Source organism: Listeria aquatica (assembly GCF_014223975.1).
Classification (GTDB): Bacteria; Bacillota; Bacilli; order Lactobacillales; family Listeriaceae; genus Listeria; species Listeria aquatica.
This window is the reverse complement of sequence record NZ_JAARRM010000003.1, coordinates 1-26,814: the sequence shown is the minus strand read 5'-3', so window position 1 is coordinate 26,814 and position 26,814 is coordinate 1. Positions and strand designations below refer to the sequence as shown.

Sequence of the window (26,814 nt, the reverse complement as noted above, 5' to 3'; positions counted from 1 at the left end):
ACGCATTATGGTTCAAAAAATCGCAGTATTAGGCACTTGCTTCAGTCGGAACTTCTTAAATTCGAGTGATTATTTTAATCCTGAATATAAAAAGCATTATTCCGTCTCCTTTACACAGTTTCATTCTTCCATGATTACGCTTATAACCGAGCCGTTTTTCTTTAATATTGATCACTATGAAGATATTCCACCTGAAAAAAAGAAGTTTGTTGTGGCCGATTTTGAAAAACATTTTTTTCAAGAATTAAAACAAAAGACACCAGACTTTTTAATTATAGATTTATACACGGATGCGCTTAAAAAAATAGCGTTTATAAAGGCTAACCAAGCAGTAACCATTTCTCCAATTATTGAGCAAAGCCGAATTCGACAGGATTTGCCCATCAAAAAATTAGTGAGCCAAGAAAACTGGCAACAATTTTTAGAGGAATGGATTCGTGCCGTACAGTTATTTAAAGAAAAAATTTCGCCTTATTTAGCTGAGGAACAACTTATTTTAAATCAAGCTGAGCTAACAACAAGTTACTTTGATGCAAGGGGAGAAAAAGTGGCCTATAAAAACCTTTCACAACTCATGCAGTACAATCAACTATGGTGGGAACTAGACCAGCACTTTTTAAAAATATTTCCGAAAGCCAATGTGATCAGTATGCGAGGAGAAGCTTACATTGGAGATGCTCGCTATCCATTTGGACATTCTGTTGCGCATTATCAGTCTGACTACTATAAAAAACTATATTCAAAATTTAATCATGTTATAAGAGGTGAATCATGAACCAAAGAACCATATTATGTGTAGGGGCTACCTTTCCAGGTGCTAATAGTCAATCTTTTTTCGATGGCTTTCGAGCGCTTGGTTTTCAAGTAATCACTATTTCAACGGACTATTATTTTTATAATTATACTTATGCAGAACGAGCGTACATGAGAATGATGAATAAACCTTATTCGCGGAAATATCAACAATTTAATGAAAGAATTATGGATGCGTTAAAGAAAGTAACTCCTTCCATTCTTTTTGTAGTGAAAGGACTGTGGGTGAATTCAGAAACGATTCATTATGCCAAAAAATTGGGTGTTAAAACTATTCATTTTCATCCGGATTTTCTGTTTGATGATCATTACCATACATCAAAGGTATTAAATGATGCCATTACTCAATATGATCTAGTTGTTACGCCAAAAATAACAGAGCTAATAAAATACAAAAAATATGGCTGTGCCAATGTGATGCAAATTCAATATGCTTATGATCCCTCTATTCACCATCCTGTTGAAATGACCGAACTTGAACAAAATCATTATGGAGCACTGTTAACGTTTGTTGGCAGAATGGAAAAGAAACGATCGGAGTGGCTTGAGGAAATTGCGAAAAAAGGGTATGATGTCAAAGTTTGGGGAACAAATTGGAATAAACTATCCAAAGATAATTTTTTGCATAATGTCTGTACCTACGAAGGTGTATATATGCAAAACATGGCGAAAGTATTTGGAGCAAGTAAAATTTCGTTAGGGTTTTTAACCCATTTATCCAATGAGCAGCACACAGCGCGTACTTTTGAGATTCCAGCCAGTGGAGGGTTCCTCTTAGCCGAACGGACAGTTGAACATAAAGAACTGTTTATTGAAGGACAAGAAGCTGATTTCTTTTCAGATACAGAAGAGTTGCTTGCTAAAATTGATTTTTATTCTAAGCGACTAGATATCGTTGAAATAATTAGACAAAAAGGATATGAAAAGGTGAAGAAGTTATCTGCGACCTATAAACAAAGAGCCATTGAAATCTTAACCTTTTTGGACCATTACTGTTAGAATAAACAAAAAGCATCCTCCAAATTATTAAAGGATGCTTTTTAAGCACTACTAGAGATAATCTTTAATCGGGATATCGCCATTAGCAAATGTATAGATTCTTTTATAGGTCTTTTCTTCTGGTAAAACAGCAGCGACAAAAGTAGCAACATCAGAACGGGTAATGCTCGACTTGTCAAAAGCAGTAACGTCAGAAACTTTCCCGGTAGGATCATCATCTGAAAGCGTAGTCGGACGCAAGATGGTGTACTCGAGTCCACTGTTTATAAGAGCATCATCCGCTCGGCCTTTTGCCTCGAGATAAGTTTCAAGCGATTTTGGTCCCTTTTCAGGCTCGCCAGCAAAAAGAGAACTAATGATTACAAATCGTTTTACACCGTATTCTTTTGCAGTTTCTATCGCCTTTATCGCACCAAATTGATCAACTGCAATAGTTTTATCTGCCCCGGTGTGACCACCAGATCCAGCTGCAAATATAACCGCATCAATTTCATCATAAGCATAGCTGAAATCTTTTTCCAAGTCCCCAATAATAGGATATCCACCTAAGCTTTCTAATTCTGGCATTTGTTCAGCTTTCCTCACCATGGCTCGTACAAAATTGGTTGGGCTAAGTAAACGGACGATTTTTTTACCAATTTGGCCGTTAGCACCGATAACTAATACTTTCATTTTTTTCCTCCTTCCTTCATATAAGGAACAATATACTTTTCCCGAATTTTTTTATTTAAAAACGTAAAAAATAACAGATTATTTCGATTACTATTCTAAAAATATAAATAAAGCGCTTACAAAAGTCGTTTATGACCTAGAATGGACTTTTTACGACATTTTTCGTTATACTACCACAAATTGTGATAATATCTAGTTATAGAAAGATGGATAAATAGATGAGGTGATGAAGAGATGCTAAGGAGGATCAAGCAAGGGTTACTTCAAAACAAGAAGCAAAAAGAAGAGAATGCTTCACTTGAACGGGAATTGCAAGAACTTAGAGCCCGGATGCACCGCATTCAACAACAGATTTACAGTGATAAAGAGAGACGCTTAATAAAGCCAGAGAATAGATGAAAAGTAAAACCAAACCATGATAGAGTCTTTAACGGAAAAAAAGGACTTGGCACTTGCCAAGTCCTTTTTAAGTTGTGTTAAGAAAATAGGGATGTAGAATGCATCGGCTGTGCTCTTGTACCAGGATCAATGAAAGCGACTGCGTTGTTTACAGCGGTTGGAGCTTCACCAAAACCAGTTGCAATAAGTTTGACTTTCCCGTCATACGTACAAATGTCACCTGCACAGTAAATACCGGGTATCGAACTTTCCATTTTTGAATTGACGACAATCGAATTTCGTTCTATTTCAAGGTTCCAGTTTTTAATTGGACCAAGAGAGGAAACAAAACCATAATTGACAATAAAATCATCAATAGCCAGTTCTTTTTCTTGCTCGCCTTTTACTTCATTTAAGATGACCTTTTCAATACCTGCGTCATTTCCAACTAACGCGGTGGGAATGAAAGGAGTCAAAATTTCAACACTTGAGTTTTGCAAGCGTTCAACGCTATGTTCATGAGCGCGAAAAGCCGCTCGTCTATGAACAATCGCAACTGAGTTTGCAATCGGTTCGAGCATTAAAGCCCAATCAACAGCGGAGTCGCCACCACCACATACGGCAACATTACGTCCCTTAAAGCGATTTAAATCATTGATAAAGTAATGCAAGTTTTGCTCTTCATATTGTACAGCGTCATCTAGTTGCAGTTTACGTGGTTCGAAGGCACCGTTTCCGGCGGTAATGATAATCGTTTTACTGTAATGAGTATCTCGATCCGTTGAAATCTCAAAAGTCCCATCTGCCTCTTTTTCAATCGAAGTAACGGTTTCTCCAAGACAGATTTCTGGTGAAAATGGATTCATTTGTTCAATTAAATTATTCACCAGTTCCTGCGCTCGAACTTTTGGGAAGCCAGGAATATCATAAATATACTTTTCGGGGTAGAGTGTGGAGAGCTGTCCCCCAAGCTGTGGTAAACTTTCAATGATTTTAACGCTGACGTTTCTCATGCCACCATAAAACGCCGCAAAAAGTCCAACTGGACCGCCTCCGACGATCGTGATATCGTAAATTTTAGTATTTTTATCCAACTATGTTCCCCTCCAATTGCAAAGGATATTATGCACCAACATAATACATCTATTCTAGCACAAACTCTTTTGAAAAGATGATAGTTTATCTTAAAATTAGAAAGAAAATAAGTTATTATTTTCACAATCTTTTTATAACATAACAAAGAAAGAGTTTTTGGATTGATTAACTGTTTGTTAAAAATGTAACAAAATAGTCGAAATGATTAGTTAGCGGCTTTTCTACTCACAAAAAAACCAGACCATTAAAATTCCTTTGGAATATAGTGTTTTATGGCTTGAAATCTATCTAAAAAACGTCTATCATTATAATTATAAGTGGTATTTTTCACGCAGGGTAGATGTATCAGCGCAGGACTCTACGCTTACTGTCCAAAAGGAATCATTTGCATAGTAGTTTGTGAAAAAAATATAAAGGGAAAGTAGATGTGATTACAGATGAGTAAACCAAAAGTTGTCATTTTAGGCGCAGGTTACGGTGGACTAAAGACGCTTAGAAAACTACAGCAGGCAAATGCTGAAGCTGAAATCGTTCTTGTGAACAAAAATGACTATCACCAAGAAACAACTTGGCTACACGAAGCAGCAGCAGGAACACTAGAACCAGAAAAATTGGTTTATCCAATTTCAAAAGTTGTAGATTCCAATAAAACAACTTTCATTCAAGATGAAGTAGTTAAGATTAATAAAGATGAAAAAACCGTAACATTGAAAAACCAAGGAGATATTTCTTATGATTATCTTTTAGTGGGACTTGGTTCGGAAGCTGAGACTTTCGGTATTAAAGGTTTAAAAGAATATGCACTTACGATTACAAGCATTCCATCTGTTAAAGAAATTCGTGCGCATATCGAAGAACAATTTTCAAAATGGAAAACAGAACAAAAAGATGAACTGCTTACAATCATTGTTGGTGGCGCTGGGTTTACTGGTATTGAGTTCCTAGGTGAATTAACCAATCGGATTCCTGAACTCGTTAAAAAATACGATGTTCCGCGTGAAAAAGTTCGGATTATTTGTTTAGAAGCTGCACCAAAAGTATTACCACAATTTGACCAATCTCTTGTAGATTATGGTGTTGGCGTACTTGAAGATCGCGGCGTGGAATTCCTTGTAGGTAAACCTGTTAAGGAAGCCACTCCAGATGGTGTTCGTTACGCAGAAAGTGAAACTGAAGAAAAAGAAATCAAAGCAGGAACTATTATTTGGGCTGCAGGTGTTCGCGGTAGCAGTGTAATTGATGCTTCTGGTTTTGAAGCAGGTCGTGGACGTGTTAAAGTAAACCACAATTTGACGGTTCCTGGAAATGAAGAAATTTTAATCATTGGTGACTGTTCACTAATTATTAATCCGGCAAATGATCGTCCGTATCCGACAACAGCACAAATTGCGATGCAACAAGCAGATGTTGCTGCAATTAATTTGGCTAAACTTATCAAAGGTGAAAGCGATCTTGTTGACTTCGAATATCATGAAAAAGGAACAGTTTGCTCGTTAGGTGATAATGATGCAATTGGTGTAGTCTTTGGTAAAAATATTAAAGGCTATCCAGCTTCTTTCATGAAGAAAGTCATTGATGACCGCGCGCTACTATTGATCGGTGGCATGGGTACGATGATGAGTAAAGGGAAATTCAAATTCTATAAATAAACACTTAAAAAACACCTTGTTCAATCGAACAAGGTGTTTTTTTGTCTAGTTTTGAATAAGATGTGGAAATAAAAAATGAAAGTTTTTTCTCAGAATATTTCTTATGGTCATTCAAATGGAGTCTATATTTAAATATTTCGTTTCGCAATAGTAACCTCTTCCGCCGACATACACTTTTTCTATTTCCTTTTCAGCTGTAATGGACAATTTAACTAGTATCTCAGAAGGCGAATTTAACGCATATCCTTGTTCAAATACATAAGATTCTTGTTGCAAGTAGCGGTGCTTGTAAAGATAACAGGCTAATGCACCATTTGAAGTCCCAGTGGCTGCTTCTTCATTGATGTCATATAGCGGGGCGAAATTTCTAGTTGTAATTCGGTTGTCACCGAGTGTATATAAATGCATACCGACAACGTCATAATGCTGACTAATTTCTTTTATTTTTTCAAAATTAGGTTGTAATGCTTCTATCTGTGCAACGTTTTTTATAGGAATTAAAATGTCTTTTAATCCAGTAGAAACAATTTGAATAGGGTATTTATCATCGATAGATTCAATATCCATACACTCGCTGAAACTATTTTTGGATATAGTTTCATAGAAAGCTGGCTTATTTTGCTCCATAAATAAAATATCCTCTTTTATCGTGATAGTAAGAACACCGCTATTTGTTTCCATTGTATAATGAGTTCTCGAAAGCTTATTGAAATGAAGGAGTATTGCGAAAGAGCCGATTGTGGCGTGACCGCAAAGATCAACTTCTTCTTTTGGGGTGAAAAACTCCAATTTATAGTCAGCTATTTTAGATTCTGATATAAAAGCAGTTTCTGCATAACCTAGCTGTTTGGCTATTGCCATTTTTTGAGGGATAGATAGTGCATATGAATCCTCAATAAACACAACACCCGCTTTATTTCCCCCTTTTTTATCTTTGCTAAATGCACTGGCAACATAAACTGGTATTTTCATAGGCTATCTCCCTTCCTCGCATATGTCAATTGTAGCATACATAGAAAGTACGGTGTATGAATACCGTTGGAAAACGGGTCAAGTCGATTTTAGCTACTAAACTCTATCTAGAAACAAAAACACTTTCCAATAAAGGAAAGTGTTTCAATAAAAATAAGCATTAAAAACGTGTAGAACTTGGTTCAAGCGTATATCCCTTGTAGAGCTCGAGCGCAGATGAAGTTTCGATTCTCCGCAGTTCGAGGAGGGTTGTAAAAATTTCTTTTACAGAACAATTCAAGTTTTTCTTGTCGTGATGAATCGTAATGAATTCCATCAGAGCTGTATAAAAATCAAAGTGACTTACTAGCATATCTTCGAAATCAATATTCATGTCGCGTCTGTCTTCACCGATATTCCGAACGGAGGCGGTGATATCTTCAGTAGAACATTTTTTTAGAGATTGAACGAATAAACGCTTAGCTTCAGAGTATTGCGCATTCAAATAGCCGGGAATGTACTTTCGCTCCTGATATTCTTTTGATTTAACATAATAAGTGCTAAACCAGTAATTAATGAGTTCGTCTGAATGTTCTTCTAAAAAACGAATAACGAATGTCACAAGATTCACTTCCTTTTCGTTTATAAAACTATTGTAGCATGTTCGGAAAACAAAGTGTGTGACAGTTTGGTGAATAATAAATTAAAAGCTACCCATTAACCAAGCTACTAAGAGCCCGATGCCAATCCCTGTAATAGCACCAAAAAACACTTCCATCGGTTTATGGCCGAGAAGTTCTTTCAAATGTTTTTGTTTTTCTGCTTGTTCAGGAGCAGTGAGGCCCTTTGCATGTTCCACAAATTCTTGGAAGTCAGAAACAAGTTTATTGAGGACAGCCGCTTGCTCGCCGGCTTGTCGTCTTACACCAGTCGCATCAAACATTACTATAATGCCAAACACGACCGCGATGGCAAAGTACGGAGAATCAAATCCGTGTTCGATCGCAAGGGTTGTCATAAGAGCTGTTACTGCTGCTGAGTGAGAACTTGGCATTCCACCGGTTGAGAACATCAAGCCCCATTCTACTTTACGTGAAATCATTAGCCGAATTGGTACTTTCACAAATTGCGCAAATAAAATTGCTACGATCGACGCCACGAGTGGCACATTTTCAAACACCATCAAAATCGCCCCAGTCTACTACATATATTCTCTTCTTATATTACCACATAAAAGCCCGCAAAAAACCGAGTTTTCGGATATAATAGAAACAAAGAGGTGAAAACATGGATTTTGGAGAACATATTGGAATTAAACAAGTAACTGTTTCAAAAGAACGAGTGGAACTGGCGCTTGAAATAACAGATCAGGTCAAACAACCTTTTGGCTACTTACATGGTGGTGTTTCTGTTGCGCTTGCAGAACATGCAGCCAGTCTCGGAGCGGGAGAAAATGTTGCAAAAAACCAGTTGATTTTCGGACAAGAAATTAATGCGAATCATATAAAAAGTGTGGAACAAGGATTCGTTCATGTGGAAGCGACGCCGATACATATTGGACGTTCTACACAAGTCTGGCAAGTTTGGATTACAAATGATGCAGAAGAACTTATCTGCATTAGTCGCTGCACGATCGCTGTTCGCACAAAACGCACAAAATGATAAAATAAAAGCTGGAGCGGGGGAGCCGCATCCAGCTTTTTTATTCATCATCTTTCTTACTTTTCTCGTCATCTTCTTCAATGATTTGGTTTTCTGAGTCATCCGACTCCTCGTTAATTGCGGTTTCATCTTGTTCACGCTCTTGATCTTCATCTCGCTCGCGCTGATCAATTTGTTCCTCGCGAAGTTCCCAGTCGAGCCGGTCTTCAAGCTCTTCTTTTTCTTGGCGAGCTTTCTCGATTTGCTCTTGGCGAATAATCAAGTTACGACGTTTTTTGATATCGTCTTTCTTAACAGAACGTAACTGGTCACGAATTCGAATGGCAAGCGGGACCCCAGTGTCATACGCGGCACGATTGATTAAGTGTGAAGCAACGGGTGTAGTGAGATAGATAAAGAGAATAGCAAGCAGAACACGCGGATGGAAACCTTCGCCTGAATGAAGGAAAAATCCGACCGTCGCAAATAAAATCAGGCTGACGCCAAACGTGTTGCTAATACCAGCTGCATGTGTTCGTGTGTAAACGTCAGGTAAGCGAATAACGCCAATTGCTGCTAGAATGCTTAGGAGTCCACCGAGTAGGATCATGATAGCTACAATGATCTCAATTATCACGTTCACGATCGATCACCTTTCCTTTCTCAATGAACTTGGAGAATGAAACTGTTCCAATGAAAGCGAGTAGCGCGATCAAAAGAATGACATCGAGATAGGCATTGGTCCTGTAAAACATCGAAAGTAGCGCTACGATGGCCACTAAGTTCATCCCAATGGAATCAAGAGCGATAACTTTATCGGAAGTTGTTGGCCCTTTTAAAATTCGATACAAGTAGAGAAAAGTGGAGATCGAATAAAGCAAAAGACCAATTGATAAGGCAATTTTGATAATCATCCGTGGAACACCTCCATGATTGCACCTTCATACGATTTTCGAATGGTAGCAATTTCTTCTTCAATATTCGGTACGTGAAGAGAGTGGACATAAATCGTTTTATAGTCATCTGAAATATCAATCGAAAGCGTACCAGGCGTAAGTGTGATCATAAGTGCCAGCATCGTAACTTCCCAGTCCGTCTCAAGAAGCGTATCATATCGGAAGATTCCTGGCCGAATATTCATATCCTTTTTAAGCACAATCCGGCTGACATGAATCGTTGAAAGCACCAAATCGTGGAAAAAATTATAAAGCAATTTCACGAGCGCTAGAAGTCGAAAGATATAAAATGTAGATCCAAGAAAGCGCCGCATGAAGAATAATAATACAATTCCGATGAAAAAGCCGATCACAAAGGTTCCGAATGTAAACGACGATTCAAGAAACATCCAGAGGCAAGCTAGAATTACATTGATAATTAACTGAAATGCCATTTCATCACTCCTTTATCACGGCATCGATATAGACTTTTGGATCAACAATCGGATTAACAGCATCTTCAATGAACGGGAATACCGCGTTAGAGAATAAACCGTAAAGCACCGAAAGCGAAAGTAGAATAATGACCGGAAGCATCATTTTTCGGTAAGGGATCGTAAGCGTAAATGTCCCCGATTTTTCTCCCCAGAACCCGCGGGTGAAGACTTTGATGAGCGACATCAACACGAACAGGCTTGAAAGTAAGATCAAGATGCCCCCTACGATTTCATGTGCACTAAAAGCACTTTCTACAATCAACAGTTTCCCAAAGAAGCCGCTTAGTGGAGGAATCCCAGTAAGTGCTATGATGGCAATAAAGAATGCCCATCCAAGCCCGGGTTTCTCGGTCATTAGTCCACTAAATTTCTTAACGGATGACGTGCCGGTAATTGCCATAATGATGCCAACGATTAGGAATAAAACAGCCTTAATCAGCATATCGTGTATCAAATAATAGACGGCGCCCATCACGGATTCACGAGACATGATCGAGATGCTGAATAGAATCACACCAATGGCAATCAAGATATTGTAAATAACAATCGTTTTTAAATCATAATAGCTAATAGCACCAATCACCCCAAGCACAATCGTAATCAGGGCCAGTATACCAAGTAGTGGCATCACGAAAGTAGTTTCTTTGGTGAAAAACAAGCTAAATGTCCGAACAATGGCATAAACTCCAACTTTTGTTAACAAACCTCCAAATAGAGCGAGAACTGGAATTGGCGGTGCAAAATAAGAACCAGGTAACCAGAAATAAAGTGGAAATAGTCCAGCCTTTAGTCCAAAAACGAATAGGAAAAGCACAGCAACAACACTTAACATCCCGGTATTCTGACCGTGGAGAGCGTCAATTTTTTGTGAAATGTCCGCCATGTTGAGTGTACCAATCATCGAGTAAAGCATGCCGATTGCGACAACGAAAAAGCCCGACCCAACAACGTTAATCAATAAATATTTGATCGTTGCTTTAAGCTGGATTTTTGTTCCGCCGATAACAAGCAGGACGTAAGAAGCCATTAGCATCACTTCGAAGAATACAAATAAGTTGAAAATATCACCTGTGAGGAAGGAGCCATTTACCCCGACGATCATAAACAAAACGGCCGGGTAATAAAGAAATTTCTCACGTGCTTTACCGATTGAGTAAAACGAATAAACAATGACGCAAGCAAGAATGATGCTCGTCGTTAAGACAAGCAAACTCGCGAACATGTCACCTACGATGGTAATTCCAAATGGAGCCTTCCAATTACTAACGTTAACCGTTGTAATTCCATTTGTACGCACATGGAAAACTAAGAACCCGGCAGCAACAATCAGGATAAGACTACCAGTAAGGGCGACAATTCGTTGCAAAATAATTTTCTTCGGTAAAAGCATCAAGAAAATTGCAAACAAAAATGGAATTAAAATAGGTACTAAAACAATATTATTCATCATCGGCTTCATGTCCTCTCGTTTTGGATATGCTCTCACTGTCAAGCTCCTGATAAGCTCGATATGCAAGGACTAAAAAGAAGGCGGTGACGCCGAAACTGATGACGATAGCTGTTAAGATAAGCGCCTGCGGCAAAGGATCATTATAAAGTGAAGTGGCTTTGATCCCAAGAATCGGGACATTTCCACGTTTGATCCCACCCATCGTCAAAACAAATAAATTGACGCCGTGACTGAGAATAGCAGTTCCAATAATGATTCGTAGTAAGCTTTTCGATAAAATCAAGTAAACCGCCGCTGCGAACATGAATCCGATCAGGATAGACATTAGTAATTCCATATTAATCACTCTCCCCAATCGACTGAATGATTGTAAGCGTTACGCCAACGACGACAAGATAAACGCCTAAGTCAAACAAAGTAGCTGTATGCAAAGAAACCTTTCCAAGCACAGGTAAATGTACATACGTATAAACATGCATTAGAAACGGCTTGCCAAGAAAAATACCGATAAAGCCCGTCCCTACAGCAAATAGCAAACCAACTCCAGTAATAATAAGTGTGTTGATATTGAGCATGCTCTTCACCGTTTTAATATCATACGCAAGGAGGGTGAGCGTAATCGCCCCTGCACTTGTAAGCCCGGCTACGAAACCGCCGCCAGGATTATAGTGCCCAGCGAAAAACAAATGCAGTGAAAATAAAAAGATAATGAAGGCTGCTACTTTCGTGACATTTCTGAGCAGAACGTCATTCGTTTTCATTTTTCTTCCTCCTTTTCGTTAATCTTAGTTTGATCATACCGAAGATACCAATCGAGGCAATAGCGAGTACTGCTGTTTCAAAGAGGGTATCAAAACCACGGAAGTCGACTAGAATGACATTTACGATATTTTTCCCAGCGGCTTCTTTGTAAACATTATCAATATAATACTTCGAAATCGAGTCATAAAAAGTAGTGTCATAAGCCGACAAAGCGATAAGTGTTACAGTGACCCCAACGCCAATGCTGAGCAATGTTTTTGTAGAAAACAGCTTTGGTTTTTCCTCGATATTACTGAACTGTGGCAAGTGATAAAACACGAGCAGATACAGAACAACCGAAATAGTCTCGATCACAAGTTGCGTAAGCGCTAAGTCTGGCGCACTTGCGATGACAAAGAAGATACTAATCGTGTATCCCATTGCCCCAAGTAGAATAATCGACGTTATTCGCGACCTTGAAAACACAATCCCAATCAAGGTAACAAAAATAACAGCTGCAAGAACACCGTCAACCAGTGTAATTTGAGTTAAGTTGGCAAAGTCAAAGTTTAGCGAATCAGTGATGAAAAGTGTTCCTAGTACAAGCACAATGAAGGCAAATAGCATGTAGTTTAGATAGGTTCTAAGCCAGCCTGTCATCACATACATCGTTAAGCGATAAGAGCCTTGTTCCAGATAAAACATGCCATTATCATAGGCTTTCCCAATGCGAAGCGCCTTTGGAACTTTGCTTGAGATAAACGGTTTCCAACTGCGCTGTGTCTTGTACAAAAGAATCCCAAACACGATAACACCAATAGTCATGAGTAGCGCTGGCGTGAAGCCATGCCAGAAACTAATATGGATGTGGAAGCTACTTGCGTGAGAAAGCGTTGGTAAGATAGCTTTAACCGCGGGCTCTAAGAGCGGTGCAGCGATTAAATTAGGGAAAAGTCCAACCCCAACAACAAATAGTGCAAGAATACTCGGTGGGACTAACAAACCAAGTGGCGCTTCATGTGGTTTCTTAGGCAGCAAATACGGCTTTGTTTTGCCCGTGAAAGTGCGGAAGAAAATCATCATGCTATAAACAAACGTAAACACGCTTGCAATCCAAGCAACAACTGGTAAAATGATGCCCCAACTTTCTAAGTTGAAAAGATTAAGATGGATAATTTCAGTTAAACTTTCAAAAAACATTTCTTTACTTAAAAATCCGTTAAAAGGCGGGATTCCGGCCATAGCGAACGTTCCGATAAAAGCAATCGTTGCTGTAATCGGCATGATTCGCATCAAGCCACCAAGTCTGCGGATATCTCGAGTTCCCGTTTCGTGATCGACAATCCCCGCAACCATGAAGAGACTCCCTTTAAAGGTGGCATGATTGAACAAGTGGAACATAGCGGCAACAATTGCTGCAACATAAATATTATCGTTCATTGAATCGAAATGAAGACTCGCTGATCCAATTCCAAGAAGTGTCATAATCATTCCAAGTTGACTGATCGTAGAATAAGCCAAAATAGCTTTCAAATCGGTTTTCTTCGTTGCATTAATGGAGCCCCATAGCATCGTTGTGATCCCGACGATGGAAATTACGCTGAACCAAACTCCTGAAACGGCAAAAAGTGGCGTAAACCGAGCGACAATATAAAGACCAGCTTTAACCATGGTAGCGGAATGAAGATAGGCACTGACAGGCGTAGGAGCTTCCATTGCATCAGGCAACCAAATGTGAAAGGGAACCTGAGCGGATTTTGTGAACGCACCTAGAAGGATCAAAATCATCGCAGGGATGAAGAAGACATTTTCAGAAATTGACGAAGCACTGCTTAGAATCTCACGAATTGAAAAGCTATCAGTCATGATGTGGAGCATCAAGAAGCCACCAAGCATCATCAGGCCACCGAAAACTGTAATCATCATTGATTTTCTTGCCCCATAACGAGAGCGTTCGCGGTGGTACCAGTAGCCAATCAATAGGAATGAACTGATCGATGTTAACTCCCAGAATAAATAAAGGACAATTAAATTATCGCTCAAAACAACGCCGAGCATGGCAGTCATAAAGATGAGTAAAAAGGCATAAAAATTATTTAATCGCTCTTTGTTTTTTCCTAAATAAAAAATGGAGTAAAAGACAACGAGTGAACCAATCCCAGTGATGAGGAGTGCAAATAAGAGGCTTAGCCCGTCAAGCACGACTGTGAAATTGATACCGTAGCGTGGAATCCATTCAAGTGTCGCTGTTGTTGCTGTCTGAGCCGTTTTTGGAATGAAAGTTAGAAAATAAATAAAGAGAGCCACGGGAATCGGAAGCGCAAGCCATCCCGTATGTAGTTTCTTAGTCCACCGGTAGAAAAGCGGAATAAGGAGTGCCGCAACAAAGGGCAAAAGAATTGCAACGTGAAGTAAAGACAATAGCAGTTCCTCCTTTTTATATCAATTAACGAAAATCGTTATTTTTTAAAGCAAGTACTTACATTTTCCGTGTTAAAAAAAATACTAGTATTAGTATAGCATATTTTTTTGCAAGAAAAAATGCAGAGAACTCAATATCTTAAAGGAATTCTCTGCAAGTACTGTGACTTAGTCCACATTGAGATGGCGCTTTCGGTCGGAGTGTAGCGCGTAAAGCAAAATGAAAAAAGCGACAAAAAACATGGCACTCATAAAGAGAAATACATTATTGATGCCGATGAAGCCAGAAAGGCTTCCGCCGAGGATAGGGCCGATCACATTGCCAAGGAACCGGGCACTTTGATTGTAACCTAACATTTCGCCCTGCATGGCACCTGGTGCTGCGAGACGAATATAAGCAGTGATGCAAGGAACCATGCCACCAAGTGCAATTCCAAATAGGAAACGGAATAAAATGAAGAGCCAAAGTTCTGTTGTGAAGGCTTGGGGAATGACAAATAATGCTGCAAGAATCAATAAGATATTTAAAATTTTCTCATAGCCATACTGATCACCAAGTTTACCCCATTTTCTTGTCATCACAAGGTTCCCGAATCCAGTGGCTGAAAAGGCAAGTCCAGACATGAAAGCAATATTGCTTGAATGCGTCATTTTTCCAACATAAAGGGCGAGAAGCGGTTGAACACTAAAATTAGCAATTTGAATGAGCGCAGTAATAATCATCACTGTAAGTAAAACCCGCATGTTAAACATTCGTTTTAAAACAGCTCGCCGAGAATAAATCATGGTGTTTATCCCAGTTTGTGCATCTCGATTCTCTTTTAAGCCCAAGGTCACAATGATGGAAGAAAGTAGAATAGCGATACCCGTTATGGTGAATGTATTTGTAAAACCAAAAGCATCAGCCATAGCACCGCCAAAAAGTGGCCCAAATAGCATCCCAGTGACACCGCCCAGTTGGAGCGTTCCGAGGATTTTCCCAGCTTCTTGCTTTGACGTTTGCCGGGCGATAAAGGCATTCGAGATACCGATAAATCCAGTTACAACCCCCATGAAGATCCTGAGAATCAATAAGTAGCCAACAGATTGGGCAAATCCCATCAGGAAGATGCTAACGGACATTCCAAATGAAGTAAAAACCAAAATTTTCTTGTACCCGTATTTATCACCAATTCTTCCCCAAATCGGTGAGAAAATAAAGGCGATAAGAAAGGTTACTCCGAAGATCAGCCCCGCCCATTTTTGTATGTAAGCGGGTGAGTGTTTACCAAAGGTTTCAATGTAAAGGGATAGAAATGGCATGATCATCGTGGTGCTCGCCGACATCAATAAGTTTGCGAGCATTAAAATATATAAATTACGTTTTTCAGTCGACAAAATTGTTCACTCCATTCTTTTTAGTTTAAAAACTAGCCGATTCATATTAGAATTAAGTAGGAATTGAAAAATCAGAGCAGCATGGACTGCGGAAAAAGGAGCACTCATGGTTAAAAAAATTATCATTTGGATTGTGGCAACGTTGCTTGTTTTATACATGGTTGCTGTATTTATCAACTTGCTTATCATCTGGTTTGGAAATTAAAAATAGACAAAGGAGCATAATTATGACATACCCTCAATTATCGAAAGAAATCGCAGAGAATGAAATCCTCGCGGAAATTGTAACAAATCGCGGAACGTTGAAAGCCAAACTTTTCCCAGAAGTCGCACCAAAAACGGTTGAAAACTTTGTAACTCATGCTAAAAATGGCTATTATGACGGTTTGATTTTCCACCGTGTTATCCCTGAATTTATGATTCAAGGCGGAGACCCAAATGGAAACGGAACAGGCGGCGAAAGCATCTGGGGCGAACCGTTTGAAGATGAATTTTCACGTCATGCTTTTAACTTACGTGGCGCTTTATCAATGGCGAATGCTGGTCCTAATACAAACGGAAGCCAATTTTTCATTGTTCAAAAGCCGGATATGCCTGAAGAAATGATTGGTCAAATGGAAGAAGCTGGATTCCCAACTGAAATCATTGAAGCCTATAAAGATGGGGGAACTCCTTGGCTTGACGGTCGTCACACGGTGTTTGGACATGTGATTGAAGGCATGGATGTTGTAGATAACATCGCTTCCGTTCAAACGGCAGCTCAAGATAAACCTGTACATGATGTTGTGATTGAAAAAATCAACATTCAAGAATAATAGTGAAAAGGCGCACCGCAGTCGGTGTGCCTTTTTTTCTTTAATGAGACTTGAAAAATTCTTCGTAAAGTGCACGGATTGCTGTTTTTTCAAATTCTTTTTTGATGCCGAACATAATACTCACCTCAGAAGAACCTTGGTTAATCATTTCGATATTGACCCCCGCGTTAGCGAGCGCCCGACTAGCGCGATAAGTCGTTCCGATGTTGTGCCGCATTGATTCGCCAACGATCATAAGAAGCGTGATATCACGCTCAATATTAACATAATCAGCCTGAAGCTCTTCTGTGAGATTCTTGATTAAAGTTTGCTCAAGCTCTGAATTTAGTTGGTTATCACGCAAAATAACCGTGAGATCATCAATACCTGAAGGCATGTGCTCGAAAGTAAGTTGATATTTTTCCAAAATAGATAACACGCGGCGCCCAAATCCGATTTCTCGGTTCATTAAGTATTTGTTAATATAAATTTGGCTAAAGCCGTTATCGCTTGCAATTCCGACGACTGGACGCGCAACCTGTTCATGAGCTTTGACAATTTTCGTACCACAACAAGTAGGGTTGTTCGTATTTTTGATATGAACAGGAATGCCCGCTTCGAAGGCTGGAAGGAGCGCCTCTTCATGGAAAATGGAAAAACCCGCATAAGATAGCTCGCGCATTTCCCTGTAAGTTAATTCGTGAATTTCTTGAGGGCTATGAACAAACGCAGGATTTACGGTGAACACGGCATCAACATCAGTGAAATTTTCATAAAGAGAAGCTTTCACCCCGTTTGCAAGAATCGCGCCTGTAATATCTGACCCACTGCGAGAAAATGTGCTGATTTCTCCAGATTTTGTATAGCCAAAAAAACCAGGAAAAATAACGAGTTCTTTTGTTTCACGTAAGTTATAAAGGTTCTCGTAAGATTCTTGCAAAACCTGAGCATTCGAATGTTCCGCCGTTACAAATAGCCCAGCTTCCTTCGGGTTGTGATAGCGTGCTGGTATACCTCGCGCATTAAAAAAAGCAGCAACTAATTTGGCGTTGTTGTCTTCACCACTTGCTTTCATTCGGTCCATGAACCGATCAGGATTCGATTTGTCACTTGCGAGAAGCGCCTGAAGATTGGAACGAATCGACTTGATAACCGCGAGCTCGGTTCCAGTATTTGAAGCGATTTCCTGATAGCGGGCAACGATTTGCTCAAATAATTCCGTGGTCTCTTCTTTCAGTAATGCTTTTGTAGCAAGATCAATCAGTAAATCCGTCACTTTGACGTCTTCTTTAAAACGTTTGCCTGGCGCTGAAACAACCACAATTTTTCGGCTAGAATCTGCAGTGATGATTTGGAAAATTTGTTCAAAATTAGCGGCTGAAGCTAGCGAACTCCCACCAAATTTTACTACTTTCATGTCTTCACTCCTGTTCGCAATAGTTCTTTTTTATTATGTCCCTTTTTTCACAAAAGTGCAATTTCTTTTGTTTGAATAAATCAACTTCTTGGAAAATAATGAAATCTTTTTGAAAAAGTATATACTTTTAAGTTCTTTTGCTTGAGAAATGATGCTAGAATAATGTATAATGAAAAGGTAATCATTAAGCGTTTCAATTTGAAAGGAAGATAAAAATGAAAAAGATCGTTTTATTCTGTTCAGCTGGTATGTCTACAAGTTTACTGGTCACAAAAATGAGAGAAGCAGCAGAGAAAAAAGGTGATGAAGCGGATATCGATGCTTATTCCATTTCCGAGCTCAATGAAAAAATTAAAGATGCAGATATTGTTCTTATTGGCCCACAAATTCGCTATGAAGAAGGCAACGTGAAAAAAGCTGTTGATGGCCGTATTCCGGTTGATGTTATCAACATGCAAGATTATGGTACAATGAATGGCGATGCGGTTTATAGTCAAGCTGTAAAATTGATGGATGAACATCAATAAGAAATAGATTTCTAAGCAATAATAATAAAACTAGCAAATGCTCAATTTGCTAGTTTTTTTTATTCAAAAAAGCCACTCCTAAAAGGCAGTGGCTTCATTTTTTGACAGAGTTAACGATCCTTTCGTAATTGACCGTCCTCAATTCGGTAAACATGATCGCACAAATCAAGCATTCGCTCGTCATGAGTAACCATGATGGCAGCGCGTTCCGTTCCTTCTACTTCTTTTCGTAGCAATTCTACAACTTCTCGGCTGCGTTCGCTGTCTAAGCTTGCAGTGGGTTCATCAGCAAGGATGATAGCAGGCGAGTTAATGAGCGCACGTGCGATAGCCACTCGCTGTTTTTCACCGCCTGATAAATCTTTCGGGTAAAACTTGGAACGTGAATCAAGACCAAGTTCGCGAAGTAATTCCAACGCTTTCTTGCCCGCCTTCTCTTTAGAAGTTCCAGCCCGTTCAGCAGAAAAGCTAACTTGGTCCTTCACTTTTAGATAAGGGACGAGATGAGCGGCTTGAAAAATAAATCCGATTTCTCGCAGGCGAAGTGCCGTTTGTTCTTTTTTTGAAAGGCCTGAAATATCTTTTCCGTTCAAGAAAATTTTTCCAGAACTCGGTGAAAGAAGCGCCCCGGCAAGCGAAAGAAAAGTACTTTTGCCAGAACCGCTGGGGCCGACTATCGCAATTAATTCTCCTTGATTTGCCTCGAAATCAGTTGCATGCAAAGCGTGCACAGTATCTGGCCCAGACTTATAATTTTTAGCAACAGCTTCAAATTTTAAAATAGTCGACATTACTCATCACCTCCGCGAATAGCATCTAGTGGATCTACTTTATTGATGCGCCACATCGAAAGTAGTGATCCAATCAAAGCGACAATAAAGAAAATCAAGCTGTAAGTGACGATGGTGCTAAGAGAAAGCTCGAATGGCATTGCATCTGGAAGAACGTTTGGTAATAGCAATGTGATACCCACGCTAATAATGATGCTGATTAGTGAAATAACGACCACTTGAGCAACAATGCTCATCGCGATATAACTAGCTTTCGTTCCAAGTGCCTTGAGGATTCCAAACTGCGTTGTTTTCTGTAGCGTCATAACATAGAAAAATGCTGTAAGAATAAAGCCGCCGATGACAATCAAGAAGTAAATCATCATGTTAAGCGTCATTTGTTCAGCAGAGTATCCGGGGATTTGATCTAGGAAAGCCTTTTGATCAAGCACTTCAAGTGACAACCCGGTAAGCGAAACTTTTTTGTCGCTATTTTCAGGCTTAATCAAGATGGCACTTACTTCCGGCGTTTTTTGGTGATATAAAATAGGATTAATAGCTTGCCAAGTGGGCATGTTGATGTAAACGACTGGCGCATGACTATATTTTTGATTTTCCGTAAAACCAACAATCGTAAGTTCTCGGTTTAAGATGTCATCCATGAGCACGTCGCCAAGTTTAATGCCTTCTTTTTTTAACGAAGTATCGACGACGATTTCATCTGGTTTGCTGACTTCAAGTCCTTTTCCTGATGAAATTTTAGGGTCGAGAAAACTCCCTGGTTGAATGGCGAAAAAAGCAATGCTGAATTTTTTATCATCTTTTTCCCGCTTTAAAGTTTGCATGGATTGTCCAAGTACGGCAGCATCAGCCACGTTTTTTTGTTCCTTCACTTTTGAAAGTTTGCTTTCTTCAAATAAAGAACGAGAAACTTTCCCTTGTGCATCTTTTGCGATGGCATAGTAAGGGACATTGTTATCTGATACAGACGAAGCGTTGTCATAAGCGAGTCCGTTTGCAAGTCCTGATAAGATAAGCGATAAAAGCATAATTAAAACCATGATTCCGGTTACAAGTATGTAGCGGAGTTTCGAGTATCGCATCTCGAGAAGTCCTAAACGCATAAAAAAATTCACTCCTTTAAATTGAAAATCGGCAGCCTAGCTTCCAGTTTTTGTAAAAAATGTTCACTTTAAAGTATAACAAGGAATGCTTAGAAAAAGTAGTGCAATCGCTTGATAACATAAAACGGTTTCCCGTTTTGTTTATCGGGAAACCGCGTGATTAAATATTTTATTTTTGGATCCCTTTAATCAAGCACGTGATTCCGTTTTCTAAAGTAGCTCTTGGACAGGCAATGTTTAAGCGGATAAATCCTTTTCCATTTTCACCAAAATCAGATCCCATTTGAATACCGCAACCAGCGTCAATGATATCTTGATAAATCTTCTCGTCAGACTTAGCGACTTTTCGGACATCCAGCCACATTAAATAGGTAGCTTCTAAATTAGCAACTTCCACTTCTGGCGCATAGCGCTCAAATTGATCTTTGACGTAGTGGTAATTTTCAAGTACGTAAGCTCGCAATTCATCAAGCCAAGCCTCACCTTCGCGATAAGCCGCACAAAGTGCAATTTGACCAAACTCGTTGATTCCTGCAGCATGAACGTATTTCTGCCAAGCTTCGATTTTCTCGCGATATTTTTTATTTGGAACAATCAAATAAGAGACTTTTAAACCTGCGAGATTAAAGGTTTTTGTTGGTGCCATAAGCGTGATGATTTGTTCTTGATATTCGGGACAAGCTTTCATGAGTGGTGTATGTATGAAAGGCTCCATCACAAGGTCGGAGTGGATTTCATCCGAAACAATCAGGACCCCATGACGCTTGCAAAGCTCTACCATTTTTTTTAGCTCATCAGGATGCCAGACTCGCCCACCTGGGTTTTGTGGATTACATAGTAGAAAAAGTTTGATATCTTGATTTTTTAATTTAGCTTCCATATCTGAAAAATCAATTTCAAAACGGTGATTACGAAATTCTAATGGAGTTGTGATAACCTCGCGCTCAAGCTCTTCGCCAGCTACTCGGAAAAATGGCGGATAAATCGGCGAGTGCATTAAAACTTTATCTCCCTTTTCAGTAAGTGAGCGAATTGCGAGCGATATGGAAGGAACGACAGCCTCATTAAAAAGCACATCCGAACGGTCAATTTTAAACCCGTGCCGCTTTTTATTCCAATCAATGAGTGCATCAAGCATTGGTTCTACAGAATTTGTATAACCGAACACCCCGTGATCAATTCGACTTCTAAAAGAATCTAAAACTGGCATTGGAGCTCTAAAATCCATATCAGCAACCCACATTGGGATTACTCCCTCACGACCAAACAATTCCTTTGCGCCATCCCATTTTGCAGAATTTGTGCCAAGACGCGATATAACCTCGTCAAATTGACTCATGTTAAATCCTCCCTTATTTATCGAAATTCTCCTTCCTCATTGTAACATACCCGCGTTTTTTGCAAGAAAAGAATGAATCGAAAAAAGAGAAGAAGATGGCAGGAAAGGCGAACGAGTGTTATAATAATTTTTATCCATTAAATGAGAAAGTAGGTGTTGTTCAGATGAGTAATTTTCAAGCTGGAGATGTTGTGACTGGCAAAGTTGTTGGCATCCAAGGTTATGGAGCCTTTGTTGCGCTCGATGACAAAACACAAGGTCTTGTTCATATTTCCGAAATTACGCATGGCTTTGTTAAAGACATTCATGATTTTCTTGAAATTGGTCAAGAAGTGCAAGTCAAAATACTCGAAATTGATTCAGAGCGAAACAAAATTAGTTTATCAATGCGTGCCCTTGAAAAAACAAAACCAGCACAAAAAACGACATCTAAAAAAGAATCACAAAATGCAGACGAGGGCTTTAACACGCTTCGTGATAAGCTAGAAGAGTGGATCAAAAAAGCAGATCGCTAAACAAGTGATAAACAGGATTTTTCCACCAAGTTCAGTTGAATTGAGGCTTTGATTTCCTGAAAAACGCTTCCCTATTAATCATGGGGGAGTTTATTTTTTTATAATTAGATTTTTATCAATTATGATGTATGTTGCAAAAATTGCATTTCAGTTGATAGAGTGATATTGTAATTGTGTGAATTAAACCAAAATAAAAACTATTTCACATACTACTACATGACTGGAGTTATGTTTTATAAAAAACATGACAAGGTTAGATCCTACAGAGATGGCAAAAGCGATTGGCGGGAAATACTTCGGTAACGGGTATCCTGTAGTAAAAAGAAGTGTTCAGTAGATTGGGGAAAAACCATTGGGATTATTGGTAATAATTCTGCGGCCAATTTGGCGACTGGTGGAGCTGCTGGTTGGAACAAATAAAAATTAATACGAATGCCCGATCATAGTATTTATGGAGGGGTATTTTTTTATAGGTGATCTTTTGAGACAAAAATTAATAACACAATGTAATGAAGTGGATTGCGGAATCGCATGTATGCAGATGATATTAAATAATTATAAATCAAGGGTTTCGATAGAAACTTTGAGGGATATAACAGATACTGATCAAGAAGAAACTGGTGCTTTAGGAATGGTCAGCGGTTTCGGAAAACTAGGTATAAACCGTGAGGCATATAAGCTGATAATACCGTAATGTGATACCATCTTTAATCTGGACAATGGAAGAATAGTATATAGCTGAATTATTGATTTGAGAATAAAGTAATGGCTACAATAAAATAATTTAAGGAGTGGAGTACCATGAGGAAATTAAAATGGTATTCAGGCGGAGATGAGCGAAGTGATCAAGCGATAGTTTTTATTGTTGAGCTGTTGAGTGAATTAAGCAACAATCCAAAAAATGCATCTTTATTAAAGGTATTAGATCATTACAAAAGCGAGTTAGAAAGAAAAGAGTCTGCTGTGCTTTTGATTTTGAGTCGAATGAATATAGATATTTCTGGTGTGATTAGAAAAGGTGAAATTTCTTTAACACAAACTCAATCGAATAAACTTAAGAAGTTGAGGTCTCTATCAAATATCAGATACAGTTACTATTAAAAGGCATCTTTATAAAGCGTGAAAGAGAATCGCTGGGTTTTTAATAAATAATACCTATACCTATTTCAATTGTTTCTTTGTCCGTATTCATATAAGGTAACATAGTGCCTTTTGTAAAAACGTAAGAAAGTGTGGTCAATTCCGAAAAAAGAGGACAGAAACCGTTAAACGAAACTATTTACAAGATAGCTTCTTAGCGATGCTGTTCTTTTTATTTTACATTAAAATTCTTCTTTTGAAGGTGTATTTATGGCATTCTTATTCATAACGCCATGTGGTTTGGAATTGGGAAGTAATATTATTTCATAGGAAGAGAATAGTGTCTATTGAGAAACTATAGGTAAGCTTTTGCAATTAAAAGTAATCACTTTTAAACTATATCTTCTTTTTTTGGGGAGGGAACAAATAGATAAGGAGTAGTAGTTGCGTAAATGAACAGACAGCGGTATGATAAAAACAATACTTTAATGAACCGGTTAGACGAAAGAGTCTATCGCAGGTAAATAGTATTTTTTAAAAGTATAAAACAATTTTCTTGCAAGGTTTCTTATAATAGCACTTAATCGTTTAAATGAATATTAAATTAGGTCATTGTATGAGACGAAGCGAGAATCCGTGCTTCACTTAAGATGTCTGACAATTCTATTTTTAATTAATACTTTGAGTCTAAGATTAAAAGATTTTTTTAAAGTAAATTTTTAGACTATTTATTCTAGTTAGGCTATTAAGAAGAAAATGAATGAATTTGAGTGGAAAGGGAGTGCGCCATGAAAAAGACAATAAAAGTGGAGGGTTTTATTTATAATAGAAAAAGGGATGAAATTCTTGCAGTACGAAAACGAGATTTATCTTGGGGACTTCCAAGTGGTGAAGTAGAACCCGATGAAACAATGGAAGAAGCATTGATACGTGCGATAAAACAAGAAACCAATATTGATATTTCTGTGGCCAATTTGTTGCACTGCTGGGAAAGAAGAACAGCGTGGGAGCATGTTTGCACATTTGTTTTTCGTGCTTTTCCAAAAGGTGATTTTGTAGTTCCAAAGACGGAAGAAATTGCTTTTCGTGTAAAATGGCTATCTGTTGCTCTAGCAGATGATATGCTGCCTCTCGAATATTCCTCGCTTAGCTTTTTACTAGATGCCACAGGAGCACATTATGATCATTGTAACGAGTTTCCAGCAAATCAGTGACTATCCTTGCGAAAGTTGGGTATATGATATAAAGTTAATGCAGAATCTTTTTTAATTTTTGGAGGGAATAAAATGACTCATATTAATTTTGATTATTCCAAAGCGTTGCGTTTTTTTGACGAGCACGAGCTAGACTATCTAGAACCTGCTGTTAAAGTCGCGCATGATATGCTACATAATGGAACTGGTGCGGGAAGCGACTATTTAGGTTGGGTGAACTTGCCGAGCGACTATGACAAAGAAGAATTTGATCGTATTTTGAAAGCAAGCAAGAAAATTCAAAGTGATTCTGAGGTGTTAATCGTTATTGGAATCGGCGGTTCTTATCTTGGAGCTCGCGCAGCTATCGAAACGCTAAACCATTCTTTCTACAATGTATTGGATAAAAAAGATCGCAAAACGCCACAAGTGTTTTTTGCGGGGAATAGCATTAGTTCTTCGTATCTTCATGATTTAATTGAAGTAGTTGGTGACCGTGATTTCTCTGTGAACGTTATTTCGAAATCAGGAACAACAACAGAACCGGCGATTGCTTTCCGAGTGTTTAAAGAAATGCTTGAGAAAAAATATGGGAAAGAAGGCGCGAAATCTCGTATTTATGCAACGACTGATAAAGCGAAAGGCGCGCTAAAAACCCTTGCAGACAGTGAAGGCTATGAAACCTTTGTTGTGCCTGATGATGTTGGTGGACGTTTTTCTGTGCTTACAGCTGTTGGCTTACTTCCGATCGCTGCGAGTGGTGTAGACATTAAAAAAATGATGGACGGCGCAGAAGCTGCAAGCAAAGACTTTGCAAAACCTTCTTTAAAAGAAAATATTGCTTACCAATATGCAGCAGCTCGTAACGTACTTTACCGCAAAGGAAAAGTAACGGAACTTTTGATCAGTTATGAGCCAGGTCTTCAATATTTCAACGAATGGTGGAAACAACTATTCGGAGAAAGTGAAGGGAAAGACAAAAAAGGCATTTACCCATCAAGTGCAAGTTTTTCGACAGATTTGCATTCACTTGGACAATATATCCAAGATGGACGTCGTAACTTATTCGAAACCGTTGTGAAGGTGAAAAACCCGCGGCATGACTTGACTATTAATAAAGAAGAAGTCGACCTAGATGGCCTTAACTATTTAGCAGGCGAAACCGTTGACTTTGTAAACACAAAAGCATTTGAGGGAACACTTCTTGCGCATACAGATGGAGAAGTTCCAAACTTTGTCGTAGAAGTCCCGTCACTTGATCCTTATACATTCGGCTATTTAGTATACTTCTTTGAAAAGGCTGTTGGTATCAGTGGCTATCTGAACGGTGTAAATCCATTTGATCAACCAGGTGTTGAAGCGTATAAAGCTAACATGTTTGCACTTCTTGGAAAACCAGGGTTTGAAGATAAAAAAGCTGAGCTTGAAAAACGGTTGAACGACTAAAAACAAGAGATACAAAGCCTTCAATTTTTTGAGGGCTTTTTTCTTTGAAAGGAGATGGGAACTTTATGCTATCAATAGAGCGAAAAAGAGCGATTGTGCGCTATGTGAAATCAAGGAAAGTGGCTACTGTTTCTGAGCTTGCTAAGCATTTTGATGTACATGAGGCGACGATTCGACGTGACTTAACGGCTTTAGAAAAAGACAAAAAGTTAAAACGCACACACGGCGGAGTTATGCTTGAAGAAAAAGTGGTTTCTGAGCCAGACTGGAGTAAGCGCAGTGAAGTTCGTTATGAAGAAAAGCGCCGCATTGCTACCTATGCGGCTGAAATGGTAGAAGATGGAGATACGATTTTACTAGATGCAGGAACGACAACAGGGTATATTGCGGAAGCATTGAAAGAACGACAAGGGCTGACGATTATCACAAATGACATTCGTGCTGCTTCAATTTTACGTTTTTCAAAATCGAAAATCATCGTAACTGGTGGAGTTATCTATCCAGAAACTTATATTCTAAACGGTATGATTGCGGATGAAACGATTCAAAATATTCATGTGCATAAAGCGTTTGTTACGACGCCAGCATTAGATGTAGACAAGGGATTGATGCATTATGATGAATATTTGGTTTCTGTGAAAAAAGGAATCTTGCATTCAGCTGATGAAGTCATCTTGATTACAGATCATACAAAGTTTGGAAGAATTTCTCTCTTTAAATATGCCGATTTGGATGAAATTTCCTGTATTGTAACTGGAAAGGAGCTTGATCAAGTTTTACTGAAGCAATTTGAAGAAAAGGGTGTTTACATCTATTTAACATAATACGTGCTTAAGTCTGCTTAAAGGTTGAAAAATGAGGGTTTGTAGAGTCGTATATGAATGAAGAAGATTTTTATTCAAAAAAAATTATAAAATCTATTGACGAGAGGCTTAAAAATTGGTATATTAATAAACGTTGCTGATGCGCTAAACGCGCAACGTCAACTCA

29 protein-coding genes are annotated in these 26,814 nt (G+C 38.7%); 12 read left to right on the top strand and 17 right to left on the bottom strand.

Translation table 11 applies throughout. The annotated features are described in order from the left end of the window. Positions 1–7 precede the first annotated feature (7 nt). A complete protein-coding gene (locus HB912_RS08790; RefSeq protein ID WP_185373872.1) occupies positions 8–775 on the top strand; it encodes a DUF6270 domain-containing protein in 768 nt (255 codons plus the stop codon). Beyond that, positions 772–1,812 (top strand): CgeB family protein, encoded by a 1,041-nt coding sequence (locus HB912_RS08785; RefSeq protein ID WP_185373870.1) that lies wholly within the window; start codon positions 772–774, stop codon positions 1,810–1,812. Before HB912_RS08790 ends, HB912_RS08785 begins: the two co-directional genes overlap by 4 nt. 51 nt (positions 1,813–1,863) lie before the next feature. Here the strand turns inward: HB912_RS08785 and HB912_RS08780 are convergent, their stop codons facing one another. Both HB912_RS08780 and HB912_RS08775 read right to left on the bottom strand, forming a co-directional pair. After that, positions 1,864–2,484, bottom strand: a complete 621-nt coding sequence (locus tag HB912_RS08780; RefSeq protein WP_185373868.1) for an SDR family oxidoreductase — start codon at positions 2,482–2,484, stop codon at positions 1,864–1,866. A gap of 476 nt (positions 2,485–2,960) precedes the next feature. Beyond that, positions 2,961–3,956 (bottom strand): NAD(P)/FAD-dependent oxidoreductase, encoded by a 996-nt coding sequence (locus HB912_RS08775; RefSeq protein WP_036072997.1) that lies wholly within the window; start codon positions 3,954–3,956, stop codon positions 2,961–2,963. A gap of 438 nt (positions 3,957–4,394) precedes the next feature. Here HB912_RS08775 and HB912_RS08770 point away from each other — a divergent pair, with 438 nt between their 5' ends. Further along, positions 4,395–5,606, top strand: a complete 1,212-nt coding sequence (locus HB912_RS08770; protein WP_185373866.1) for an NAD(P)/FAD-dependent oxidoreductase — start codon at positions 4,395–4,397, stop codon at positions 5,604–5,606. A gap of 111 nt (positions 5,607–5,717) precedes the next feature. Here the strand turns inward: HB912_RS08770 and HB912_RS08765 are convergent, their stop codons facing one another. The 3 genes from HB912_RS08765 to HB912_RS08755 form a co-directional block, all read right to left on the bottom strand. Then, complete coding sequence (locus HB912_RS08765) at positions 5,718–6,578, bottom strand: PhzF family phenazine biosynthesis protein (RefSeq protein ID WP_185373864.1); 861 nt, start codon at positions 6,576–6,578, stop codon at positions 5,718–5,720. 160 nt (positions 6,579–6,738) lie between these two features. Further along, positions 6,739–7,179 carry a hypothetical protein gene (locus HB912_RS08760; RefSeq protein WP_185373862.1) on the bottom strand — a complete coding sequence of 147 codons (441 nt, stop codon included), beginning with the start codon at positions 7,177–7,179 and terminating at the stop codon, positions 6,739–6,741. 81 nt (positions 7,180–7,260) lie between these two features. Next, the gene (locus HB912_RS08755; protein WP_425324771.1) at positions 7,261–7,740 is read right to left on the bottom strand and encodes a divergent PAP2 family protein; all 480 of its coding nucleotides are present in this window, start codon (positions 7,738–7,740) and stop codon (positions 7,261–7,263) included. 104 nt (positions 7,741–7,844) lie between these two features. On the opposite strand from HB912_RS08755, the gene menI reads away from it, so the two are divergent. Beyond that, a complete protein-coding gene (gene menI, locus HB912_RS08750; protein ID WP_185373858.1) occupies positions 7,845–8,219 on the top strand; it encodes a 1,4-dihydroxy-2-naphthoyl-CoA hydrolase MenI in 375 nt (124 codons plus the stop codon). A gap of 40 nt (positions 8,220–8,259) precedes the next feature. Here the strand turns inward: menI and mnhG are convergent, their stop codons facing one another. From mnhG to HB912_RS08710, 8 genes are all read right to left on the bottom strand, one after another. After that, positions 8,260–8,841, bottom strand: coding sequence for a monovalent cation/H(+) antiporter subunit G (gene mnhG, locus HB912_RS08745; RefSeq protein WP_036072989.1), 582 nt, complete (start codon positions 8,839–8,841; stop codon positions 8,260–8,262). Then, the gene (locus HB912_RS08740; RefSeq protein WP_036072987.1) at positions 8,825–9,112 is read right to left on the bottom strand and encodes a Na(+)/H(+) antiporter subunit F1; all 288 of its coding nucleotides are present in this window, start codon (positions 9,110–9,112) and stop codon (positions 8,825–8,827) included. Before HB912_RS08740 ends, mnhG begins: the two co-directional genes overlap by 17 nt. Beyond that, entirely contained in the window at positions 9,109–9,588 is a 480-nt protein-coding gene (locus tag HB912_RS08735; protein WP_185373856.1) for a Na+/H+ antiporter subunit E, read from the bottom strand. The genes HB912_RS08740 and HB912_RS08735 overlap by 4 nt, the downstream gene beginning before the upstream one ends. 4 nt (positions 9,589–9,592) lie before the next feature. After that, a complete protein-coding gene (locus HB912_RS08730; RefSeq protein WP_185374144.1) occupies positions 9,593–11,077 on the bottom strand; it encodes a Na+/H+ antiporter subunit D in 1,485 nt (494 codons plus the stop codon). Then, on the bottom strand, positions 11,070–11,417 hold the full coding sequence (locus HB912_RS08725) for a Na(+)/H(+) antiporter subunit C (protein WP_036072981.1): 348 nt from the start codon (positions 11,415–11,417) through the stop codon (positions 11,070–11,072). The genes HB912_RS08730 and HB912_RS08725 overlap by 8 nt, the downstream gene beginning before the upstream one ends. Before the next feature lies 1 nt (position 11,418). Further along, complete coding sequence (locus HB912_RS08720) at positions 11,419–11,841, bottom strand: Na(+)/H(+) antiporter subunit B (RefSeq protein WP_036072978.1); 423 nt, start codon at positions 11,839–11,841, stop codon at positions 11,419–11,421. Continuing rightward, complete coding sequence (locus HB912_RS08715; protein WP_185373854.1) at positions 11,828–14,242, bottom strand: Na+/H+ antiporter subunit A; 2,415 nt, start codon at positions 14,240–14,242, stop codon at positions 11,828–11,830. Before HB912_RS08715 ends, HB912_RS08720 begins: the two co-directional genes overlap by 14 nt. A 168-nt stretch (positions 14,243–14,410) precedes the next feature. Next, a complete protein-coding gene (locus HB912_RS08710) occupies positions 14,411–15,619 on the bottom strand; it encodes a lmo2377 family MFS transporter (protein ID WP_185373853.1) in 1,209 nt (402 codons plus the stop codon). A 227-nt stretch (positions 15,620–15,846) separates the two neighbouring features. Between HB912_RS08710 and HB912_RS08705 the strand changes: the two genes are divergently transcribed. Further along, a complete protein-coding gene (locus tag HB912_RS08705) occupies positions 15,847–16,434 on the top strand; it encodes a peptidylprolyl isomerase (protein WP_036072971.1) in 588 nt (195 codons plus the stop codon). A gap of 40 nt (positions 16,435–16,474) precedes the next feature. Here the strand turns inward: HB912_RS08705 and HB912_RS08700 are convergent, their stop codons facing one another. Continuing rightward, positions 16,475–17,830, bottom strand: coding sequence for an aspartate kinase (locus HB912_RS08700; protein WP_185373851.1), 1,356 nt, complete (start codon positions 17,828–17,830; stop codon positions 16,475–16,477). Between the two features lie 215 nt (positions 17,831–18,045). On the opposite strand from HB912_RS08700, the gene HB912_RS08695 reads away from it, so the two are divergent. Beyond that, a complete protein-coding gene (locus HB912_RS08695) occupies positions 18,046–18,357 on the top strand; it encodes a PTS sugar transporter subunit IIB (protein ID WP_036072966.1) in 312 nt (103 codons plus the stop codon). Positions 18,358–18,467: 110 nt separating this feature from the next. Here the strand turns inward: HB912_RS08695 and HB912_RS08690 are convergent, their stop codons facing one another. The 3 genes from HB912_RS08690 to HB912_RS08680 form a co-directional block, all read right to left on the bottom strand. Continuing rightward, positions 18,468–19,148: an ABC transporter ATP-binding protein gene (locus HB912_RS08690; protein WP_185373849.1), complete on the bottom strand. Its 681-nt coding sequence runs from the start codon at positions 19,146–19,148 to the stop codon at positions 18,468–18,470. Next, positions 19,148–20,251, bottom strand: coding sequence for an ABC transporter permease (locus HB912_RS08685; protein ID WP_185373847.1), 1,104 nt, complete (start codon positions 20,249–20,251; stop codon positions 19,148–19,150). The genes HB912_RS08690 and HB912_RS08685 overlap by 1 nt, the downstream gene beginning before the upstream one ends. A 169-nt stretch (positions 20,252–20,420) precedes the next feature. Then, positions 20,421–21,590, bottom strand: a complete 1,170-nt coding sequence (locus HB912_RS08680) for a MalY/PatB family protein (RefSeq protein ID WP_185373845.1) — start codon at positions 21,588–21,590, stop codon at positions 20,421–20,423. A 164-nt stretch (positions 21,591–21,754) separates the two neighbouring features. Between HB912_RS08680 and yugI the strand changes: the two genes are divergently transcribed. From yugI to HB912_RS08645, 6 genes are all read left to right on the top strand, one after another. After that, positions 21,755–22,105 (top strand): S1 domain-containing post-transcriptional regulator GSP13, encoded by a 351-nt coding sequence (yugI, locus tag HB912_RS08675; protein ID WP_185373843.1) that lies wholly within the window; start codon positions 21,755–21,757, stop codon positions 22,103–22,105. A 451-nt stretch (positions 22,106–22,556) separates the two neighbouring features. Next, positions 22,557–22,799, top strand: a complete 243-nt coding sequence (locus tag HB912_RS13395) for a cysteine peptidase family C39 domain-containing protein (protein ID WP_185373841.1) — start codon at positions 22,557–22,559, stop codon at positions 22,797–22,799. Between the two features lie 107 nt (positions 22,800–22,906). Further along, positions 22,907–23,206, top strand: coding sequence for a bacteriocin immunity family protein (locus tag HB912_RS08660; RefSeq protein ID WP_185373839.1), 300 nt, complete (start codon positions 22,907–22,909; stop codon positions 23,204–23,206). Between the two features lie 767 nt (positions 23,207–23,973). Further along, positions 23,974–24,399: an NUDIX hydrolase gene (locus tag HB912_RS08655; protein ID WP_036072953.1), complete on the top strand. Its 426-nt coding sequence runs from the start codon at positions 23,974–23,976 to the stop codon at positions 24,397–24,399. A 72-nt stretch (positions 24,400–24,471) separates the two neighbouring features. Then, the gene (locus tag HB912_RS08650; protein ID WP_185373837.1) at positions 24,472–25,824 is read left to right on the top strand and encodes a glucose-6-phosphate isomerase; all 1,353 of its coding nucleotides are present in this window, start codon (positions 24,472–24,474) and stop codon (positions 25,822–25,824) included. 65 nt (positions 25,825–25,889) lie between these two features. Then, positions 25,890–26,648, top strand: a complete 759-nt coding sequence (locus tag HB912_RS08645) for a DeoR/GlpR family DNA-binding transcription regulator (protein ID WP_036072951.1) — start codon at positions 25,890–25,892, stop codon at positions 26,646–26,648. Positions 26,649–26,814: the final 166 nt, after the last annotated feature.

What these genes read in the sequence shown, in the direction of transcription:
- HB912_RS08790 (WP_185373872.1), top strand. Translation starts at nt 8, where the DNA reads ATGGTTCAAAAAATCGCAGTATTAGGCACTTGCTTCAGTCGGAACTTC.
- HB912_RS08785 (WP_185373870.1), top strand. Translation starts at nt 772, where the DNA reads ATGAACCAAAGAACCATATTATGTGTAGGGGCTACCTTTCCAGGTGCT.
- HB912_RS08780 (WP_185373868.1), bottom strand. Translation starts at nt 2,484, where the DNA reads ATGAAAGTATTAGTTATCGGTGCTAACGGCCAAATTGGTAAAAAAATC.
- HB912_RS08770 (WP_185373866.1), top strand. Translation starts at nt 4,395, where the DNA reads ATGAGTAAACCAAAAGTTGTCATTTTAGGCGCAGGTTACGGTGGACTA.
- HB912_RS08765 (WP_185373864.1), bottom strand. Translation starts at nt 6,578, where the DNA reads ATGAAAATACCAGTTTATGTTGCCAGTGCATTTAGCAAAGATAAAAAA.
- HB912_RS08755 (WP_425324771.1), bottom strand. Translation starts at nt 7,740, where the DNA reads ATGGTGTTTGAAAATGTGCCACTCGTGGCGTCGATCGTAGCAATTTTA.
- menI (WP_185373858.1), top strand. Translation starts at nt 7,845, where the DNA reads ATGGATTTTGGAGAACATATTGGAATTAAACAAGTAACTGTTTCAAAA.
- HB912_RS08740 (WP_036072987.1), bottom strand. Translation starts at nt 9,112, where the DNA reads ATGATTATCAAAATTGCCTTATCAATTGGTCTTTTGCTTTATTCGATC.
- HB912_RS08735 (WP_185373856.1), bottom strand. Translation starts at nt 9,588, where the DNA reads ATGGCATTTCAGTTAATTATCAATGTAATTCTAGCTTGCCTCTGGATG.
- HB912_RS08730 (WP_185374144.1), bottom strand. Translation starts at nt 11,077, where the DNA reads ATGAATAATATTGTTTTAGTACCTATTTTAATTCCATTTTTGTTTGCA.
- HB912_RS08725 (WP_036072981.1), bottom strand. Translation starts at nt 11,417, where the DNA reads ATGGAATTACTAATGTCTATCCTGATCGGATTCATGTTCGCAGCGGCG.
- HB912_RS08720 (WP_036072978.1), bottom strand. Translation starts at nt 11,841, where the DNA reads ATGAAAACGAATGACGTTCTGCTCAGAAATGTCACGAAAGTAGCAGCC.
- HB912_RS08705 (WP_036072971.1), top strand. Translation starts at nt 15,847, where the DNA reads ATGACATACCCTCAATTATCGAAAGAAATCGCAGAGAATGAAATCCTC.
- HB912_RS08700 (WP_185373851.1), bottom strand. Translation starts at nt 17,830, where the DNA reads ATGAAAGTAGTAAAATTTGGTGGGAGTTCGCTAGCTTCAGCCGCTAAT.
- HB912_RS08695 (WP_036072966.1), top strand. Translation starts at nt 18,046, where the DNA reads ATGAAAAAGATCGTTTTATTCTGTTCAGCTGGTATGTCTACAAGTTTA.
- HB912_RS08690 (WP_185373849.1), bottom strand. Translation starts at nt 19,148, where the DNA reads ATGTCGACTATTTTAAAATTTGAAGCTGTTGCTAAAAATTATAAGTCT.
- HB912_RS08685 (WP_185373847.1), bottom strand. Translation starts at nt 20,251, where the DNA reads ATGCGTTTAGGACTTCTCGAGATGCGATACTCGAAACTCCGCTACATA.
- HB912_RS08680 (WP_185373845.1), bottom strand. Translation starts at nt 21,590, where the DNA reads ATGAGTCAATTTGACGAGGTTATATCGCGTCTTGGCACAAATTCTGCA.
- yugI (WP_185373843.1), top strand. Translation starts at nt 21,755, where the DNA reads ATGAGTAATTTTCAAGCTGGAGATGTTGTGACTGGCAAAGTTGTTGGC.
- HB912_RS13395 (WP_185373841.1), top strand. Translation starts at nt 22,557, where the DNA reads ATGGAGGGGTATTTTTTTATAGGTGATCTTTTGAGACAAAAATTAATA.
- HB912_RS08660 (WP_185373839.1), top strand. Translation starts at nt 22,907, where the DNA reads ATGAGGAAATTAAAATGGTATTCAGGCGGAGATGAGCGAAGTGATCAA.
- HB912_RS08655 (WP_036072953.1), top strand. Translation starts at nt 23,974, where the DNA reads ATGAAAAAGACAATAAAAGTGGAGGGTTTTATTTATAATAGAAAAAGG.
- HB912_RS08650 (WP_185373837.1), top strand. Translation starts at nt 24,472, where the DNA reads ATGACTCATATTAATTTTGATTATTCCAAAGCGTTGCGTTTTTTTGAC.
- HB912_RS08645 (WP_036072951.1), top strand. Translation starts at nt 25,890, where the DNA reads ATGCTATCAATAGAGCGAAAAAGAGCGATTGTGCGCTATGTGAAATCA.